Genomic DNA, 17457 nt, shown 5'->3' with positions numbered 1-17457 from the left:
TTTAGTTAGCTTCTTGAGGTTGTTGTGCTGCAGCAGGCGCAATAGCTGTTGGTGCAGTAACAGTAAATGAATTTATTTGAACTTCAAACTGCTCCATACCTTTCTCGCCTTTCCACATACGTACCAGCATGTAATCCATTTCTGGCGCAAACCATGCAATTGCTTGGCGTTTATCGTTATCGTATAAACGTTTAACTTTAATGGCTTCTACATTACCGATAGGTAGGGAGATCATCTCTTTTTCAACAACTTCAAAGTTGTAGTCGCGGCGGTTACCTTTTTTGTCTATAAGCGGGAATGAAAAGCTCGTTTCGCCTTTTTTCAACCCTTCGCGCACTTGTACTTGGTACGAAATAGCATCCTGAAATTCATCAGTCCATTCGCACTTAAGTGGGTATTCGCTAGCGCTGCTAGTCACTACTTTGTTTGTTGTATCAAAATCAATTTTATAATCTTTATCTGGGCCTGTACCGGTGCGGATCATATTGTAATGATGCGGGGTAACCTTGCCATCTTTAAAGGTAAACTTTGATGTTTCTTCACGAGAATCAGAGAAAATCATCCACTCAATATTGCTGTGGTATGTTAGTTCATAAGTATCGTCGCCCATTTTTTTGAGCTCACGAACAGCCTCACCATGATTTTTACCTTTGCGTAAAATATCGTAATTAGCTTGATACTGGGTCAATTCGCCTGCAATTAGGCTAGTTGGAAGTAAAGCGCCCGCACATAACAACAGGGCACTTATTTTTTTATTGTGGGTAGTGCGCGCCGTGTGCAGGAAGTTGTTTTTTGTCAAGAACTGCATAATCTGCTTCCATAGTAAGTCTGTGTTCACTGAACCACTTGACCACCAAAGGATAAATTATATGCTCTTGCTCATGCACGCGTTTTGCTAATGTTTCTGCTGTATCATCCTTGAGTACAGGTATTTGCGCCTGAAGAATAACGGGACCGCCGTCTAATTCTTCAGTAACAAAGTGAACACTTACGCCATGAACATCGTCTTTTGCATCAATTGCTCTTTGGTGGGTATTCAGCCCCTGATACTTAGGCAACAAAGATGGATGAATGTTCAACATTTTTCCAACATATTTTTGCACTAAGCCAGGAGTAAGAATACGCATAAACCCAGCTAATACAACTAGATTTGGCATAAAAGAGTCGATAACGTTCATTAATTGCGCATCGTACGCTTCGCGCGAGTCAAAATCTTTATGACTGAGCACTTTTGTAGCAATACCTGCTTGTTTTGCACGCTCTAGGCCATAAGCGTCTGCTTTATTACTAATAACAGCCGCTATATGCCCGTTTATCTCGCCACGTTCGCAGGCATCTATAATGGCTTGTAAATTAGAGCCACTACCTGAGATTAAAACTACCAGACGAGTCGGTGCCATTACTTAGCACCACCTACAATTTCAACTTGCTCTTCGCCAGCTGCTGCATCTTGAATTTCACCAAGGTGCCATGCATTTTCGCCCAAGTCTTTTAGCATTGTTAAGCTTTGCTCAAGTTTGTCTGCAGGGACTACTAAAACCATGCCTACACCACAGTTAAATGTACGGTACATTTCGTGTGTAGTAATGTTGCCGTTTTCTTGTAACCAATTAAAAATTGGTGGCCATTGCCAGCTATCACCTTTAACTACAGCTTTTGCTGAAGCGGGTAATACACGTGGAATATTTTCCCAAAAACCGCCGCCAGTAATATGCGAAAGCGCATGTACGTCAACGTTTTTGAATAACTCAAGTAAAGGTTTTACGTAAATACGCGTAGGCTCAAGTAGAGTTTCGCCTAATGTTTTACCTTCAAAGTCAGCGCTGGTATCAGCTTTTGACACTTCAAGTACTTTACGAATTAAAGAGAAGCCATTTGAATGAGGACCACTTGAAGCAAGTGCAATAAGCTGATCGCCTGCTGCTACTTTTGTGCCATCAATAATTTTTGATTTTTCTACAACGCCTGTACAAAAGCCTGCCATGTCGTAGTCTTCACCATCATACATACCTGGCATTTCAGCTGTTTCGCCACCAATTAGGGCACAACCTGAAATTTCACAACCTTTGCCAATACCTGTCACTACGTCAGCTGCTGTGTCTACATCTAGTTTACCAGTTGCATAGTAATCTAGAAAAAACAGGGGTTCAGCACCTTGAACAATTAAGTCGTTTACACACATTGCAACTAAATCAATACCAACCGTATCGTGTTTTTTTAAGTCGATTGCTAAACGTAGTTTAGTACCAACGCCATCTGTGCCTGCAACTAATACTGGTTGCTTGTAGCCTTCAGGAATTTCGCAAAGTGCGCCAAAACCACCAATTCCGCCCATTACTTCAGGACGACGAGTTTTTTTAACTACGCCTTTAATACGCTCAACAAGTGCATTACCAGCGTCGATATCTACGCCCGCGTCTTTATAGCTTAGAGACTGTTTTTGTTCGCTCACAGGTTTTCCTCAAAATAGTTGTTTTGGGTTGCTTAGAAACGCGCGTATTTTACAACAATTGCAAGGTCGCGGCTAGCGCAAATGTAATTTTGAAATAATAAACAAGGACACTTGTCCGCTGCTTGTTGTTTAAATAAACAAAAAAACGCCCGCAGGCGTTTTTTTAGTATTTAAGGCGTTAAATTAACCGCTATGCTTTTGCAGTTAATATTGCTCTAAGTGGAGCAGGGTAACCTTCAATTGTTTTACTTGTGTCGTTTGGATCTAAAAAGTCGATTAACGATTCGTTTTCCATCCAATCGGTTTTGCGTTGTTCTTCAAGCGTGGTAATAGCGCAATCTTTTATTTGCACATCTTTAAAGCCAACGCGTTCCATCCACAGTTTTAATGCTGCAGTACTTGGAATAAACCAAACGTTGCGCATTTTAGCGTAGCGATCAGTTGGGACTAATACTGTGTTTTCGTCACCTTCAATTACTAGCGTTTCAAGCACAAGTTCGCCGCCTGGGCGTAGCTGCGCTTTTAATTGCGCTAAAAAGTCGATAGGTGAGCGACGATGATAAAGTACGCCCATCGAAAAAACCGTATCAAACGCTTTAAGCTCGGGTAATGCTTCAACACCTAGTGGCAGTAAATGTACGTTTTCATCTGGGTTGTAGTGTTTAATTGCCTGAAACTGACATAAAAATAAATCAGATGGATCAATACCCACGACAAACTCTGCGCCTTCACCGCGCATACGCCATAAATGATAACCCGAGCCACAACCAATATCTAAAACAGTGCGGCCTTTTAATGGCTCAATATGAGGAAGCAGGCGGTCCCACTTCCAATCACTGCGCCACTCTGTATCTATTTCAATACCGTGCACATTAAATGGGCCTTTGCGCCATGGCATCATGCGTTTTAATAAATGCATGGCTTGCTTTTGCTCGCCATCACTCATCTCCCCTGGTGCGCCAATTTCTACCTTAGTAGAAATATCAACATGCGAAGTTGTCACCTCAGGCAAGTTTTTAAGTACTTTTTGCCATTTAGGCAAATCACCATGGCTTGCCTCGTTTTGCCAATGCTTTAATTGTGCAGGCAGGGTTTCTAGCCAGTGGCTAAGTGGGCTTTGTGCAATAGATGCGTAAAATTGGTTAAACCATTGAGACATAAGTCACTCTCTTTATTTAATTGCTACCATTGAGCAAAAATTAAAACATTGATACCACACTTGAGTTTGGCTAAAACCAATATCTTGTAAGCGAGTAAAGTGAGCGCTTAGTGTATCTGGGCGCATAACGTTTTCGATGGCGGTACGCTTTTGGCTTATTTCAAGCTCAGAGTAACCATTGTGTCGTTTAAAGTCGTGGTGCAAATCAATCAATAAATTGTCGCATTGCTCATTTTCAGCTTTAATTTTTTCGCTTAGCAGCAATACACCACCAGGTTTTAAATTAGCATATATTTTTTCAAGCACAGCTTGGCGCTGCGCGTGTGGAATAAACTGCAACGTAAAATTCATTGCTACTACCGAGGCGTTTTGAATTTCAAGCTCGTTAATATCGCCTAAGGTAACAGTAACAGGCACATCTGATTTAAAACCTTGTAAATGTACCTTACAACGCTCAACCATAGCTTGAGAGTTATCTACCGCTATTATATGGCAGTTATCGGTACGAATATTACGGCGCATACTAAGTGTTACGGCGCCCAGTGAGCAGCCTAAATCATAAAGATTTGAGTTACTTTGCGCATATTGCCCAGCAAGCTTTCCCATTGTACTGACAATAGTTGCATAGCCCGGTACTGAGCGCTGAATCATATCGGGAAATACTTCGACTACATTTTGGTCAAAGCTAAAATCTTTTACTTGTTGCTCAGAGGCATAAATACTGTCTTTTATGGTCACGAAAGCAGTCTCTTTTAAAATAATAATGCTATTTTAACATTTTATACTGGATAGTCAGTGATAAATTCAGTAGCTTGACTAGAATTATGAATAATAAGCACAAAAAGAGATTATTAAATGAGTAAAAGTAAGGTGATTAGTACCGACGATATTTTAGCAACCCTGTGTCATTCTGTAACAGGCGTACTTACCTCAGCCAGCGGCAACAGCATTAGCTATTCTGCAATGGTACAAAAAATAACGCGAACATGTATGCGCCCAGATATTGGTTGCTTTGTTTTGTTTGATGGTGGCTTTACCGGATTGGTAATTACTAACTTCACCTCGCAAGCAGCAATGGAAATTTATGGCGATTATATGCGTAATATGGGGATGCCAGAAGAAGAAATAGCGCATAGCCATTTATCAGACGATGTGTCTAACGTATTAGGTGAGTTAATGAACCAAATTGTTGGCGATTTTACATCTAAAGTACGCGAACAATTACACACTTCTATTACGCAAAATCAGCCAAAAATGATGGCAATTAACAAACAAGTGCAAATATCGGTAGATACCACGATGGATCGCCCACAAGCACGTCGCGTGACATTTACTACCAGTAAGCAAAATATCTTTTACCTAGAACTTGCTATGGATAAAACTGAGTTTATTAAACTACATGATTTTGACATTGTAGAAGCTATAGACCCTGATGACATTATCGAAAATGAAGCCAAACAACAAGCTGAAAAATCTAAAGCAGCTGCGTCTTCTGGACAAGATGACGACGATGACGACTTCATGGCAGGCTTAGGGCTTTAAGTTTATTTATGTAGGTTGGGTTGAGTGAAACGAAACCCAACACGCTTTTGAGCTGCCAGTTTATAGCTATAAGCGGTTAGTAGAAAAGCTACCAAAGAAAACGCGATTTTAAATCGCGTTTTTTGTGAATAAAAATAAAACCTAAAGGAAAGGGGTTACATGGCAGTTATCCATAAGAAAAATAATAAAATTTTTAAAGGGGTTTTGATTTCTTTAATTGTATTAGCAATAGTTCCAATGGTTATCATCTTTACACTTTGGTTCAAAGGTTTAGGTGTAGGAATCGGTGGAACCACTGAGACTTGGTCTCACTTTGGAAGTTTCTTTGGTGGGGTATTAGGTCCTATACTTTCTTTCTTCTCTTTTACTGCGATTATATATACTGTTTATCTTCAATCGGATAGTAATAGAGTTCAAGCTCTAGCCAATAAACAGGCAGCAGAGGATAGGCTTACTTCTGAAAAGTTAGCTATTAAGTCCCAAAAAGACCAACGTGATGCATTCCACAAGCGCATAAAGCATGAAAAGCAGCAACAGTTACTATCATTTTTCATTAATACCTTTGATGAACTCGAATCACTAGGTTGCAAAGCATTAGAAGATTTTACTTTAAAAAACAATCTAGAGCTCCCCACTTTAGCATCTAATAGTAACTCGTATGCTTGGAAGGCACATTCAACGTCGCTAGTTTTAAAAAGATGTCTTGATAAATTTGATAGTGAAAGTGCAGAACTCATTTATATATACGCTACTAAATGTTCAGGACAGATAAATGGTTTTAAGAGGAATATTGGTACCTATCAGAATACACTTAACAATAGTACTGAAGAAATAAAAGAGATCTTAAAAGAATGGGAAGCTACGCATTGCAGATTTGAAAATTCTCTACAAATTTTTAAGAATAAGTACTTTTCAATCTGGGAAGAGGAAAGTAATAATGGAAGTTAATCTGAGATTACTAGCCATAAGGATTCTCTCCCATCGCCACTACCACACAAAATATCCTTAAATCTAACTCTAGCTGGTGGTAACTCGGCTCCATATGGCAGCAAAGCTGATAAAAGCCTTTGTTGTGGTCTTTTTCTTTAAAGTGGGCGAGCTCATGTACCACTAACGCTTTTAATAACGGCTCGGGAGCGCGGAGCAAGTCGCTGTTTATCGCTAAATCGTGCTTACGGGTTTTACCTTGCATTCGATACGTATGTGTACCAAGTGCGTTAGTGACCATATCGCCTTGCTTTTTAAATGCTGCGCGCCCAAACGGTGGTGCATTTTTTAAATACTGTTTTTTAAGCTCGGTTGCGTAGTTATAAAGTAGTTTATCGCTAGTAATGGTATGTGCTTGCGGATACTTTTTAAGTAAGTAGTCACATACCTTTTTGTTATTTATAAGGCTTAATACTTGCTCAACGATGTTAGCTGGGTAGCCGGTAAAGTAACGTGCGTATTCACTCATTATTGTTTCTCTGTCGTTTTACTTTTAAAAAAGTGCTTGCTGGTGGGCTTCTTTTTCGCCAGTAAATGGGTTTAATGCTTTGTGATCATAACCAAGGTCTTTGCAAAACTGCCTTGCTAATAATGGCGCTTCTCGGTTATCTGCCGTATGAAAAAACACATAAGGGGTTTTTCCTTCATCAAGCCATTGTTTTACTTTACTTAGCCACGGTTTATAAAAGGGTTTATAGTCGTTTTGTAAATCGGCTATTACAAAGCGCGCCATAGGCTCTGAGCCAGTAGCTATTGCATGTACCGGTAAGTGGGGCTTTTTTTGCTGTGCATCTATTAGCGCTTCGGTTGTTGGTTTTACCGCAAATAGGGCGCGAGTATCCATCGATATACGATTTATGTTGTTTGCCATTAATAATTGGTTAAGCGCTATTTCGGCTTCACCCTTTTGAAAAAACGCAGTATGACGTACCTCTATACCGTAATTAACCTCTTTTGGTAACAGGCTAATAAATTGGGCGAGTTTAGGTAAGTCACCAGGGCCAAATGCTTTAGGTAATTGCAGCATGATTTGCCCGGTTTTTTCTAAAATAGGGTAGAACAAGTTAAGCCAATCAGTAAGCTCGGTTTGAACATTAGTTAGGTGCAGCTCGTGGCTAAAGCGACGATTAAACTTAAACGTAAATTTAAAATCATCGGGTACGCTGTTTGCCCAGCGCAATACGGTACTTGGCGATGGGTCAGCGTAAAAGCTGGTATTGCCTTCAACTGAGTTAAAATGTTGGGCGTATTGGCTAAGCATATCGGCGTTTTTACATTGGCTTGAAAATAAATTGCCTTTCCATGCGTTGCTCGACCACTGAGGGCATCCAATATATAACATATAAATGACTGATAAATTACTTCGTGGCGCAAGTGTACCAAATACATGCGGTGGTTGCTGCAAATTAACATTACAAAGCTAAACACACGGCCTAGGGCGTGTTGTTCTTTGTGGATTGAAATTTGTTCAATCTAGGGGCGATTTAATCGCGGCGCGAGGTTTGTAACCTAGTGGGCTAAGTAAAAACTGAGCAACAAAGAGTTAATCGTCCCTAGAAAGAACCCAAAGGGCAGCACATGTTTGGCATTTATGCTGCGTTATCGCCTTTTTATGGGGAATAACCACACTACATAGACTCTGCCTTACCTAAAAGCCAGACATACTGCTGCAAATTCAACCACCAACGTTCAACACGCCCTAGCATCTTGATACTACTTGGGTATAATGCAGGGCTTAATTTGATTATTTTTAGATTGCTAGCGGCTTTATTTGTATTGTGGTGACCTGTTTTTTAAATCACACGCCTTAAAACAAATAAATATAACCGTTTAAGCCTTTTATCTGACAGGAAAACTATGCGCTCTATATATTGCGGACAGCTAAATAAAACTCACGTAGATCAAGAAGTAGAACTATGTGGCTGGATCAACAAACGACGTGACCTTGGTGGACTTATCTTTGTCGATTTACGCGATAGAGAAGGTTTAGTACAAGTTGTATTCGATTCTGACATTGAAGAGTTAATGAGTTCAGCTAACACACTTCGCCAAGAATTTTGTGTTCAGTTAAAAGGTATTGTTCGCGCACGCCCTGATAGCCAAGTAAATAAAGACATGGCAACAGGGGAGATCGAAGTTTTAGGTAAAGAGCTTAATATTATTAACCGCTCTGAGCCATTACCGCTTGATTTTAACCAAGTAAACTCAGAAGAGCGTCGTTTAAAATACCGCTACTTAGACCTACGTCGTCTAGAAATGAGTGACCGTATTAAATTACGTGCTAAAGCAAGCAGCTTTGTTCGTCGCTTTTTAGATGAAAACGGCTTTTTAGACATCGAAACACCTGTACTTACTAAAGCAACGCCAGAAGGTGCGCGCGATTATTTAGTACCAAGCCGCGTTCACAAAGGTAGTTTTTACGCATTACCGCAGTCTCCACAGTTGTTTAAGCAATTGTTGATGATGTCTGGTTTTGACCGTTACTACCAAATTGTTAAATGTTTCCGTGATGAAGATTTACGCGCCGATCGCCAACCAGAATTTACCCAAATAGATATAGAAACCTCGTTCATGAGCTCTGATCAAGTACGTGGTATGACTGAAAAAATGATCCGCGAAATGTGGCAAACATTACTAAACGTTGATTTAGGCGATTTTCCAATCATGCCTTACAGCGAGGCAATGAGCCTTTACGGTTCTGATAAGCCAGATTTACGTAACCCAATGAAGTTAGTTGATGTTGCAGATTTAGTTAAAGACGTAGAGTTTAATGTTTTCTCAGGTCCGGCTAATGACGAAAAAGGTCGCGTTGCTGTGTTAACTGTACCGGGTGGCGCTAAGCTTTCTCGTAAACAGCTTGACGATTACACTAAGTTTATTGGTATTTACGGCGCTAAAGGCATGGCGTGGATGAAAGTAAATGACCACACTGCAGGCGCTGAAGGTGTTCAATCGCCAGTGGCTAAGTTTTTAAGCGAAGACGTAATTACTAAATTACTTGAGCGTACTAATGCACAGTCTGGCGATATCATTTTATTTGGTGCCGATAAGCGCAACACAGTAAACGAAGCAATGGGCGCACTGCGCGTTAAGATTGGTGTTGACTTAGAAATCACTAACCTTAATAGCTGGGCACCACTTTGGGTTGTAGACTTCCCAATGTTTGAAGAAGATGACGAGGGCACATTACATGCTGTGCATCATCCATTCACTGCACCAAAAGACATTAACGCCAGTGAGCTTGAAGCAAACCCAGCAGCTGCTATTTCAGATGCCTACGATATGGTATTAAACGGCTACGAAGTGGGTGGCGGTTCGGTACGTATTCATAATGCAGATATGCAAGAAACTGCATTTAGAATTTTAGGTATTAACGAGCAAGAGCAACAAGACAAGTTTGGTTTTTTACTTGATGCACTTAAATACGGCACACCACCACATGCAGGTTTAGCATTTGGTCTTGACCGTTTAGCAATGCTTTTATGTGGTACCGATAACATTCGTGACGTTATTGCTTTCCCTAAAACAACACAAGCGTCGTGTTTATTAACCAACGCACCAAGCAAACCTAACCTTGATTCGTTAGCTGAGCTTGCAATTAGTGTTGTTGAAAAAGCGATACCTAGCGAAGAGTAATTTTTGTTTAGCTTATTGAGCTAAATTTAAAAACCCTTAAGTTATATGCTTAAGGGTTTTTTTGTGGTTAAATTTGCAGCAGAGTGTATTTTAACCGAACAGACGAAAAAGGAATTATTATGTCGATCAATGCAACCTTATTTGGTGAGTTCTTAGTTTTTTTTATTGTGCTGAGTATTCCTATTTTTGCTGTAATTAGCTATAAAATAGGTAAGCGTAAAAGTACTATGCCTGGGGTTTTAGCTTTTGTGGGTGGCTGTTTAGCGCTATTTCCACTATTTGCTTTGATTTTTATTGCAGTGCTTGCGCTTAAAAAAGATTTACCTAAAAATAGCGTCTATGCCCATTAAAAACTAGGTTAATAGTGTCAATTTCAAATAATAATCAGTACTTCGACGAGCAATTTAATGCTTTGCAGCACGAAGAGCAACTAACTGAAAATTCTGAGTTTGAAGAGTGCACATTTACCGATTGCGACTTTTCAGGCGGGCAGTTTAAAAATTGCCGATTTATACAGTGCAACTTTAAAAACTGTAATTTATCGTCACTTAAATGGAACTACAGCTCGCTTGAAGATGTAAGTTTTAGCCACTGTAAATTAAATAGTCTGCAATGGACTGACGTAGATTGGCCAGCGCTTAGTATTAACGCACCGGTGAGTTTTAATTATTGCGAGCTCAGTAATAGTTCTTTTTTTGAATTAACCCTCAAAGCCCTCAAACTAACACACTGCTTTGCCAAAAATGTTGATTTTAGACATGCAGATTTAAGCGGTAGTGAATTTACAGGAACAGATTTTCGCGATAGTGAGTTTTTTCAAACTAACTTAACAAAATGTGATTTTGTAGGTGCTACAGCATTTAATATAGATTTGAATAATAATATTTTAGCGAATGCTAAGTTTGATCGCTTCGAAGCACTTAATTTACTTACCAGCCTTAATATAGAGCTTTGTGATTAACTGAACACCTAGAAGCGGCAGCTTGGCTGGGCTTCTAGATACTGCGTGACTGCGTAATTAACGGCTAGGGCCATTTTTATTACGTGCACTGGCTAGTTGTCTTGCGATTTCTAATAACGCTGGTGAAATATCTTCAGCGCCATCTTTAATTAGTTTTGTAACGTCACCTGATGAAAACAAACCGTCACGTGGTGATTTAATACCTAACTCACGAACAAAATCCTTCGTTTTACCTGTGCTGCCTGTTTCAATAAACTTAAAAATAATACGTTCATTGTTGTTTTTAGCAGGGGTTTTTAGTGTTTCGATTTCGTCATGTATTGCCGTTAGTTTGTCTTCTAAAATTTCTATACGTTCTTGAATGCTATTGTATGATTTCATTTATTGGATCTTTTACTAAATATATTTGAACAATGGCGGCTATTATCGCATAGTTTGACAATAGAGAATGCAAACCTATAAAGTAAAAGTTATTTTTAATTAAAAACAATAATTTATATAAGTTTGAACATGCAAAAAACACTTAAAAAGCTTTTTATGTTAGGCGCACTAGCTCTAAGTACATCAGTTATAAGCACATCAGTAATAGGCGCGACAAGCTATGCAAACGATGGCGTTATAACTGATGAAAGCCGTAATCGCACTATTCCTATCAATATCACACTACCAAGTAACAATGCTAAGTGCACTGAACAAGTAAAATGCCCTGTAGCGTTTATTAACGCAGGTTACGGGATTAGCCATAACGGGTATACGTTTGCCAGTAATGCGTTTAATCAGCGTGGATATTTAACAATAGCCGTTGCACATGAGCTAAAAAGTGACCCTTACTTAAACCGTGAGCAGCCTTACTTAACCACTCGCATGGAAAACTGGCATCGTGGCGTAGTAACGCTTAAGTTTTTAGTTAATGAGCTATCGAGTAAATACCCAGCATACGAATTTACAAAACTCACCTTATTTGGGCACTCAAACGGCGGGGATATTTCCGCATTATATGGCTCTATTTATCCAAACGAAGTTAGCACTATTATTACGCTCGATCATCGCCGCATGTTGATCCCGCGCAATAAAAACATTCGCGTACTTACTCTACGCGGTAGTGATTACCCAGCTGATGCGAATGTGCTGTTAAACGATTCAGAGCTGGATAAGTTTCCTGTTACACAAATAACAATAGAAAAATCGCGTCATAACGATATGTACGATGGCGGGCCAAAATGGCTGGTGGATAGAATGAGTAAAGAAGTAGAGGCGTTTTTTAGATAGTAAAAATTAGGTTTATAAAAGTTAAATCACAGCGCAGTGTGACCTGCGCTATATTAATTTTACGGCAGTTATTCTACCAGTTTACTTACAATAACTGGGTTATTATGTAGTGTTTTATGCACAGGGCATTTGTCGGCTATTTCGAGTAAACGCTGGCGTTGTGGCTCTGTTAAGTCGCCACGTAAGGTGATTTTACGGGTAATTGCTTCAAGGTTACCTGTTTGCTCACAATCGTCGCAATCTTTGTTGTAATCGCGAGTGTGATCAAGCTCTACTTTTACATGCTCCAGTGGTAAGTTTTTACGTGTAGCGTACATACGCAATGTCATTGCTGTACAGGCACCAAGCCCCGCTAATAAGTGATGATACGGATCAGGACCTAAGTTTTCACCACCTACTTTTATTGGCTCATCTGCAAGCCAAGTATGATCTTTTGTACTTACGTGCTGAGTAAATACATGGTCTTTTTCTTCAACAAGTACATTACCACCCGTTAAACTTGCCGTGTATTTAGTTTTGTCGTACTTAACATAACGGTTTGCCCACGTTGCAATTATTTGTGCAGCGTAGTCGGCATCGTTTTTATTTGTTAAAAGGTGATCGGCGTTATCTAGGCTAATAAAGCTTTTAGGATGCTTAGCTGATGCATAAATTTTTTCAGCTTCACTAATATTTACCGTCGCATCAATAGGGAGTGCATTACTAATAATGCGCGCTTAAGTTTACTTATGTGGCTTTTATCGTACTTGGCTATATCGTCAATAAATTGCTTTTTAATGGTAAATTCACGACCAGCTAAGTTAACTTTAGCTTCACCTGCTGCGTTAATTTCATCAAGGTGTGCTTCAAAGTTATGCGCTACGTGCTGCGCATCTGACGGTGCGCCAATGGTTGTAATAGCCGATACTTCAGGAATATGCTCAGCAGCAGCAAGAACCGCAGCCCCGCCTAAACTGTGGCCAATGAGTAGTTGCGGCGCCGCAAAATGCTCACGTAAATGATCAGCGGCTGATACTAAATCTTGAATGTTCGATGAAAAGTTACTGTTAGCAAAGTCGCCATCACTATTACCTAAACCAGTAAAGTCAAAACGCAGTACGGCGATACCTTGTTGTGTGAGTGCACGGCTAATCCGTGTAGCTGCTGCAATGTCTTTACCGCATGTGAAGCAGTGTGCAAATAGCGCGTAAAACTTAATATCGCCAGATGGGCGTTCAAGTTGGCCGGCAAGTTCTAAATCGCCGCTTTTAAAAGATACTCTTTGTCGCATGGGGAGCCTTATTTACACAAATAAAATATATTCTAATAATAGACCAGAGATAGTTACTAAACCTTGCAAATTCAACGTTTTTTTATTAGTTGATCTTGATCAAATCAAGCGATGGTGGCGCAGCTTTGCGGACATATGTCCTTATTTTTTTGAGGTCATTTGTCTATCCTCGCATAGCGCTATAATGAAGGCTTTGCTACTTTATATAAGTAATTTAGCACTATTAAAAGCAACTCACTTCACACAACCTATTCACTGGAACGTACAATGCAATTACCTACTGTTGATTATAAAGCTCCCGATGCGGCTGCACAATTTGTTGAATCGTTAAGAAATACTGGATTTGGCGTTTTAAAAAACCACCCAATCCCACAGTCTTTAGTTGAGTCTATTTACAAAAATTGGCAAGACTTTTTTAACTCAGAGCAAAAGCACGACTTTTTATTCTCTAAAGAAACTCAAGACGGTTACTTTCCGCCTTCAGTATCTGAAGTAGCGAAAGGCTTTACAATAAAAGACATTAAAGAGTACTTCCATGTGTACCCTAAAGGTCGCGTTCCTGCCCAGCTTGAAGCTGATGTACGTGAATACTACCGTTTAGCAAGTGAATTTGCTGGCACGTTGTTAAGCTGGGTTCAGGCTGAATCTCCGGCTGATGTACGTGCTAAGTTTTCAATTGATTTAAAAGACATGATTGCCGATTCTGAGCAAACATTGTTACGTATCCTACATTACCCACCAATGACGGGTGATGAAGAGCCAGGTGCTATTCGCGCAGCAGCCCATGGCGATATTAATTTATTGACTGTATTACCAGCTTCTAATGAGCCTGGTTTACAAGTTCAAAAAACAGATGGCGGTTGGTTAGACGTGCCATGTGATTTTGGCAGCTTAATTATTAATATCGGCGACATGTTACAAGAAGCGTCGGGCGGGTATTTCCCATCGACAATTCACCGTGTAATTAACCCAACGGGTAAAGCATCTACTAAATCGCGTATTTCACTACCGTTATTTTTACACCCGCATCCAGATGTTGTGCTTTCAGAGCGCTACACGGCAGATAGCTACTTGCAAGAACGCCTGCGTGAGTTAGGTGTTAAGTAACTCTTATACTTAGAGTAATTAAGTATAAACAAAAAACGGCTTATGGCCGTTTTTTGCATTTTTAAGCAACTTGAGCACAGGTTTAATTTTATTAAGCTATGCTCAATTGCTCGCAACGTAAATAATGGCATGCATTCTTAGCTACTACAGGTATAATGCGCGCAACTGGCTAACGTAGCCTAATTTAAAAGAGAGTTTATATGAGTTTTGAAGGTTTAGGTTTATCACAGTCTTTGGTTAATGCGGTTTTAGAAAAGGGCTATGAAACGCCAACGCCGATTCAGGCTCAAGCAATTCCTGCAATTATTGAACGCCGTGATGTTATGGCAGCAGCGCAAACAGGTACAGGTAAAACAGCGGGTTTTACATTGCCACTTATTGAGCGTTTGTCGTCAGGCCCTAAAGCTAAAAGTAACCACGTACGTGCACTTATTTTAACGCCTACGCGTGAGCTTGCTTTGCAAGTAAGCGAAAACGTTGAAGAGTACGCTAAGCATTCAGATGTGAGCTCATTTGTAGTTTACGGTGGCGTTAAAATTAACCCACAAATGCAGCGTCTTCGTAAAGGTGTTGATATTTTAGTAGCAACGCCGGGTCGTTTAATCGACTTACATAATCAAAATGCAGTTAAATTTGATAGCGTTGAAGTGCTTGTACTCGATGAAGCTGACCGCATGTTAGACATGGGCTTTATTCACGACATTAAACGCTTAATTGCTAAAATGCCTGCTAAACGTCAAAATTTGATGTTTTCGGCTACATTTTCTGACGAAATTCGTGCATTAGCAAAAGGGTTAATTAATGACCCAGTTGAAATTTCAGTTGCAGCAAAAAATACCACAGCGAAAAGTGTTACTCAGTGCGTTTACGCGGTAGATAAAACACGTAAAACAGCATTGCTAAGCCACTTGATTCGCACTAACGATTGGCAACAAGTCTTAGTGTTTAGCCGTACAAAGCACGGTGCTAACCGCTTAGTTAAACAACTTGAGCGCGATGACATTGTAGGCGCGGCTATCCATGGTAATAAATCACAAGGCGCACGTGTTAAAGCACTTGATGGTTTTAAAAGTGGTGAAGTACGCGTATTAGTAGCAACAGACATTGTTGCACGCGGCTTAGACATTGTTGAATTACCGCATGTTGTTAACTACGACTTACCAAACGTATATGAAGATTATGTTCATCGTATTGGCCGTACAGGCCGTGCTGGTGCGTCGGGTCATGCGATTTCGTTTGTAACAACAGAAGATGCTGTTGATTTATACGGTATTGAACGCTTTATTGGTGAGCTTATTCCACGTGCTGAAGAAGACGGTTTTGAGCCTATTAATCCAGTAGCTGAACGCGCATTAGATGCTCGCCCACTGCCGGCTAAAAAGCCTAAGAAAAAGCAGCCTTTTAATAAGCCTAAATCTGATAGCAGCAAGCCTAACAGTAAAAAGCCGAACAATGGTGGAAATGGTACCGGCCCACGCCGTGGTGGTTCTAAAAAGCCAGCAGCTAAAACAGATGATAATGCGCAAAACCCATGGGCAAAGCGTGAATCTGTTGGCGGTAATGGCCAACGCCGTCGTCGCACAAATAATGATTAATTGCAATTGCGTTTAGTAAAACGCAATTGCAAAAAACGCGCTTACTTTTACAGGTAGCGCGTTTTTAGCGATTAAATTAGCTTAATAAAGTATAAGGTGGTAACACCAATAAAGAGTGTGACGATGACGCTTAATAAAGTACCTAGCATGACGTATTCGCTTTGCCCTTTACCCTCATTATGTTTTAAGTCCCCGAATCTAAAAATAGACTTTGCAGCTATTAGAAAGCCAATGCCAGAGTATTCTCCAATGAGGATAAAACTAAGAATTAGCACTCTTTCAAGTAGTCCTAAGTAATGACCAGACTTTGCAATACTTTTTCTTGAGGCTTTAAAGTTTCCTGTTATTTTATCTAGGATGAGACCAATTAATAAAGAACTTGGTTTTAAAACTAATAGGTATGAGCAGATAAAAATTAATGTATCGATAGCAACGAGTTCTTGCCACATTAAGACATAAAACTCATTTTTATCTGCAAGCCACACGACAAGTACTAATATTACAATAAGGTGTGTTATCTGGTCGACTAAAAAAGGTACCACGCCTTTATTTGAATATGACTTGGCTAGATCAATAAAATAATGGGTCAACATAATAGTGAGGGTTGCCAAAAACACTCTTGCAAATTCTTGCCAGCCGTAAGTATATTCCCACATTGTAAGCACCGTTAATGATGTCAGGCCGTGTATTACTGCGTGGACGTAGAGCTTTTTCGCACGAAAATGGTGTTTGTTTCTGTCGTGTACCCAGCTCATTGGTTGCCAATAAAAGTCAGCAAGCAAATGGCCTAGTATTAAAGCGGTGAGTAATAAAGTAAAACTGCTCATAGCAATCCTTTGAGTGTTGTTTGGCTGTAGTTTACAAAGCGATCAATGAGACGATAATGGGCTAGGTTTAGTAACTTAGTGACATTCTCTCTGCTAGTGATGAGCTCTATGGCAAGCTCTGCATGGTTGTTATTTTCTGCGGTTAGATAATAAAACAGTGCATTAGCTTGCTTTTGGCTCATTTTTTGAAGCAATATGTCGATCAAAGCGATATTAAGTGTAAAGCCTTCCTCGATGGCTTTGTTTTCAAGGTTTAGGACTAAGCGTTGCTGGCCCATGGCATCTAAACCACGGCCAGATAATGTATAAGCACTGCCTGTGGCTGTTTTTATATCAGCGCGAGGATTGTCGAGTGAGCCTATAGCAAGGCTTTGCCGCAGTTCGTAATTTGCTGCTTTCAATTGTAAATACAATAAGATTGCGGCTTGACACACTTGCTCAGGCTCTTGTAGCTGTAGTTGTAACGCATCACCACGGTAAATGCTAAAGCTTGCATTAAAACGTTTGGCGATAAAGCGCAAGCTTTGATCAAGCTGATAAAGCATTGCATCGTATTCTTGTTGTGGAATATTTTGTGATTTAATTAAGTCTCCAGTGATGACCGCAATTCTCACAACTTAAATCCTTTATATTTTTGAACTATTAAACTTTG

Annotated in this window: 18 protein-coding genes and 1 pseudogene; 8 read left to right on the top strand and 11 right to left on the bottom strand. The window is 40.0% G+C overall.

The window, feature by feature from the left end; all coding sequences use genetic code 11:
• Position 1 precedes the first annotated feature (1 nt).
• The 5 genes from P4S65_RS15930 to cmoA form a co-directional block, all read right to left on the bottom strand.
• On the bottom strand, positions 2-736 hold the full coding sequence (locus P4S65_RS15930; RefSeq protein ID WP_096793412.1) for a DUF3108 domain-containing protein: 735 nt from the start codon (positions 734-736) through the stop codon (positions 2-4).
• 16 nt (positions 737-752) lie between these two features.
• Positions 753-1400 carry a phosphoribosylglycinamide formyltransferase gene (gene purN, locus P4S65_RS15925; protein ID WP_002959994.1) on the bottom strand — a complete coding sequence of 216 codons (648 nt, stop codon included), beginning with the start codon at positions 1398-1400 and terminating at the stop codon, positions 753-755.
• Entirely contained in the window at positions 1400-2452 is a 1053-nt protein-coding gene (gene purM / locus P4S65_RS15920; RefSeq protein WP_002959993.1) for a phosphoribosylformylglycinamidine cyclo-ligase, read from the bottom strand. Before purM ends, purN begins: the two co-directional genes overlap by 1 nt.
• A 190-nt stretch (positions 2453-2642) precedes the next feature.
• Complete coding sequence (gene cmoB / locus P4S65_RS15915; protein ID WP_033040712.1) at positions 2643-3611, bottom strand: tRNA 5-methoxyuridine(34)/uridine 5-oxyacetic acid(34) synthase CmoB; 969 nt, start codon at positions 3609-3611, stop codon at positions 2643-2645.
• Positions 3612-3623: 12 nt separating this feature from the next.
• Positions 3624-4349 carry a carboxy-S-adenosyl-L-methionine synthase CmoA gene (gene cmoA / locus P4S65_RS15910; protein ID WP_149615404.1) on the bottom strand — a complete coding sequence of 242 codons (726 nt, stop codon included), beginning with the start codon at positions 4347-4349 and terminating at the stop codon, positions 3624-3626.
• 117 nt (positions 4350-4466) lie between these two features.
• Between cmoA and P4S65_RS15905 the strand changes: the two genes are divergently transcribed.
• The gene (locus tag P4S65_RS15905) at positions 4467-5153 is read left to right on the top strand and encodes a DUF3334 family protein (RefSeq protein ID WP_008139103.1); all 687 of its coding nucleotides are present in this window, start codon (positions 4467-4469) and stop codon (positions 5151-5153) included.
• A gap of 159 nt (positions 5154-5312) precedes the next feature.
• The gene (locus P4S65_RS15900) at positions 5313-6101 is read left to right on the top strand and encodes a hypothetical protein (protein ID WP_337120559.1); all 789 of its coding nucleotides are present in this window, start codon (positions 5313-5315) and stop codon (positions 6099-6101) included.
• A 10-nt stretch (positions 6102-6111) separates the two neighbouring features.
• Here the strand turns inward: P4S65_RS15900 and P4S65_RS15895 are convergent, their stop codons facing one another.
• A complete protein-coding gene (locus P4S65_RS15895; protein WP_182675659.1) occupies positions 6112-6609 on the bottom strand; it encodes a M48 metallopeptidase family protein in 498 nt (165 codons plus the stop codon).
• A gap of 24 nt (positions 6610-6633) precedes the next feature.
• Entirely contained in the window at positions 6634-7482 is an 849-nt protein-coding gene (locus P4S65_RS15890) for a DUF72 domain-containing protein (protein ID WP_337120774.1), read from the bottom strand.
• A gap of 515 nt (positions 7483-7997) precedes the next feature.
• Between P4S65_RS15890 and aspS the strand changes: the two genes are divergently transcribed.
• The 3 genes from aspS to P4S65_RS15875 all read left to right on the top strand — a co-directional run bounded on the left by aspS (position 7998) and on the right by P4S65_RS15875 (position 10737).
• Entirely contained in the window at positions 7998-9776 is a 1779-nt protein-coding gene (gene aspS, locus P4S65_RS15885; RefSeq protein WP_337120558.1) for an aspartate--tRNA ligase, read from the top strand.
• Between the two features lie 119 nt (positions 9777-9895).
• Positions 9896-10126, top strand: a complete 231-nt coding sequence (locus P4S65_RS15880; protein WP_002959972.1) for a hypothetical protein — start codon at positions 9896-9898, stop codon at positions 10124-10126.
• Between the two features lie 14 nt (positions 10127-10140).
• Positions 10141-10737, top strand: a complete 597-nt coding sequence (locus P4S65_RS15875) for a pentapeptide repeat-containing protein (RefSeq protein WP_337120557.1) — start codon at positions 10141-10143, stop codon at positions 10735-10737.
• A gap of 57 nt (positions 10738-10794) precedes the next feature.
• Here the strand turns inward: P4S65_RS15875 and P4S65_RS15870 are convergent, their stop codons facing one another.
• Complete coding sequence (locus P4S65_RS15870) at positions 10795-11118, bottom strand: hypothetical protein (protein ID WP_002959968.1); 324 nt, start codon at positions 11116-11118, stop codon at positions 10795-10797.
• Positions 11119-11247: 129 nt separating this feature from the next.
• Between P4S65_RS15870 and P4S65_RS15865 the strand changes: the two genes are divergently transcribed.
• Positions 11248-12006 (top strand): alpha/beta hydrolase, encoded by a 759-nt coding sequence (locus tag P4S65_RS15865; RefSeq protein WP_337120556.1) that lies wholly within the window; start codon positions 11248-11250, stop codon positions 12004-12006.
• 68 nt (positions 12007-12074) lie between these two features.
• Here the strand turns inward: P4S65_RS15865 and P4S65_RS15860 are convergent.
• Positions 12075-13276 (bottom strand): annotated as a pseudogene (locus P4S65_RS15860) (bifunctional alpha/beta hydrolase/OsmC family protein).
• Positions 13277-13543: 267 nt separating this feature from the next.
• Here P4S65_RS15860 and P4S65_RS15855 point away from each other — a divergent pair.
• Complete coding sequence (locus P4S65_RS15855) at positions 13544-14383, top strand: isopenicillin N synthase family dioxygenase (protein WP_337120555.1); 840 nt, start codon at positions 13544-13546, stop codon at positions 14381-14383.
• Positions 14384-14583: 200 nt separating this feature from the next.
• Positions 14584-15978, top strand: coding sequence for a DEAD/DEAH box helicase (locus P4S65_RS15850; RefSeq protein WP_008139081.1), 1395 nt, complete (start codon positions 14584-14586; stop codon positions 15976-15978).
• A 71-nt stretch (positions 15979-16049) separates the two neighbouring features.
• Here the strand turns inward: P4S65_RS15850 and P4S65_RS15845 are convergent, their stop codons facing one another.
• Together P4S65_RS15845 and P4S65_RS15840 are read right to left on the bottom strand one after the other, a co-directional pair.
• On the bottom strand, positions 16050-16805 hold the full coding sequence (locus tag P4S65_RS15845) for a DUF3307 domain-containing protein (protein WP_007377986.1): 756 nt from the start codon (positions 16803-16805) through the stop codon (positions 16050-16052).
• Positions 16802-17419, bottom strand: coding sequence for a hypothetical protein (locus P4S65_RS15840; protein ID WP_007377985.1), 618 nt, complete (start codon positions 17417-17419; stop codon positions 16802-16804). The genes P4S65_RS15845 and P4S65_RS15840 overlap by 4 nt, the downstream gene beginning before the upstream one ends.
• Between the last annotated feature and the right edge of the window lie 38 nt (positions 17420-17457).

It is taken from the genome of Pseudoalteromonas sp. B131b (genome assembly GCF_037162545.1).
Lineage (GTDB): Bacteria > Pseudomonadota > Gammaproteobacteria > Enterobacterales > Alteromonadaceae > Pseudoalteromonas > Pseudoalteromonas fuliginea.
This window is presented reverse-complemented; position numbering and strand designations above follow the sequence as displayed.

Bases quoted from the DNA above. Each gene is read 5' to 3' on its own strand.
- P4S65_RS15865 (WP_337120556.1), top strand. From the start codon at position 11,248: ATGCAAAAAACACTTAAAAAGCTTTTTATGTTAGGCGCACTAGCTCTA.
- cmoB (WP_033040712.1), bottom strand. From the start codon at position 3,611: ATGTCTCAATGGTTTAACCAATTTTACGCATCTATTGCACAAAGCCCA.
- aspS (WP_337120558.1), top strand. From the start codon at position 7,998: ATGCGCTCTATATATTGCGGACAGCTAAATAAAACTCACGTAGATCAA.
- purN (WP_002959994.1), bottom strand. From the start codon at position 1,400: ATGGCACCGACTCGTCTGGTAGTTTTAATCTCAGGTAGTGGCTCTAAT.
- P4S65_RS15895 (WP_182675659.1), bottom strand. From the start codon at position 6,609: ATGAGTGAATACGCACGTTACTTTACCGGCTACCCAGCTAACATCGTT.
- P4S65_RS15845 (WP_007377986.1), bottom strand. From the start codon at position 16,805: ATGAGCAGTTTTACTTTATTACTCACCGCTTTAATACTAGGCCATTTG.
- P4S65_RS15900 (WP_337120559.1), top strand. From the start codon at position 5,313: ATGGCAGTTATCCATAAGAAAAATAATAAAATTTTTAAAGGGGTTTTG.
- P4S65_RS15905 (WP_008139103.1), top strand. From the start codon at position 4,467: ATGAGTAAAAGTAAGGTGATTAGTACCGACGATATTTTAGCAACCCTG.
- P4S65_RS15855 (WP_337120555.1), top strand. From the start codon at position 13,544: ATGCAATTACCTACTGTTGATTATAAAGCTCCCGATGCGGCTGCACAA.
- P4S65_RS15880 (WP_002959972.1), top strand. From the start codon at position 9,896: ATGTCGATCAATGCAACCTTATTTGGTGAGTTCTTAGTTTTTTTTATT.
- P4S65_RS15870 (WP_002959968.1), bottom strand. From the start codon at position 11,118: ATGAAATCATACAATAGCATTCAAGAACGTATAGAAATTTTAGAAGAC.
- P4S65_RS15890 (WP_337120774.1), bottom strand. From the start codon at position 7,482: ATGTTATATATTGGATGCCCTCAGTGGTCGAGCAACGCATGGAAAGGC.
- P4S65_RS15850 (WP_008139081.1), top strand. From the start codon at position 14,584: ATGAGTTTTGAAGGTTTAGGTTTATCACAGTCTTTGGTTAATGCGGTT.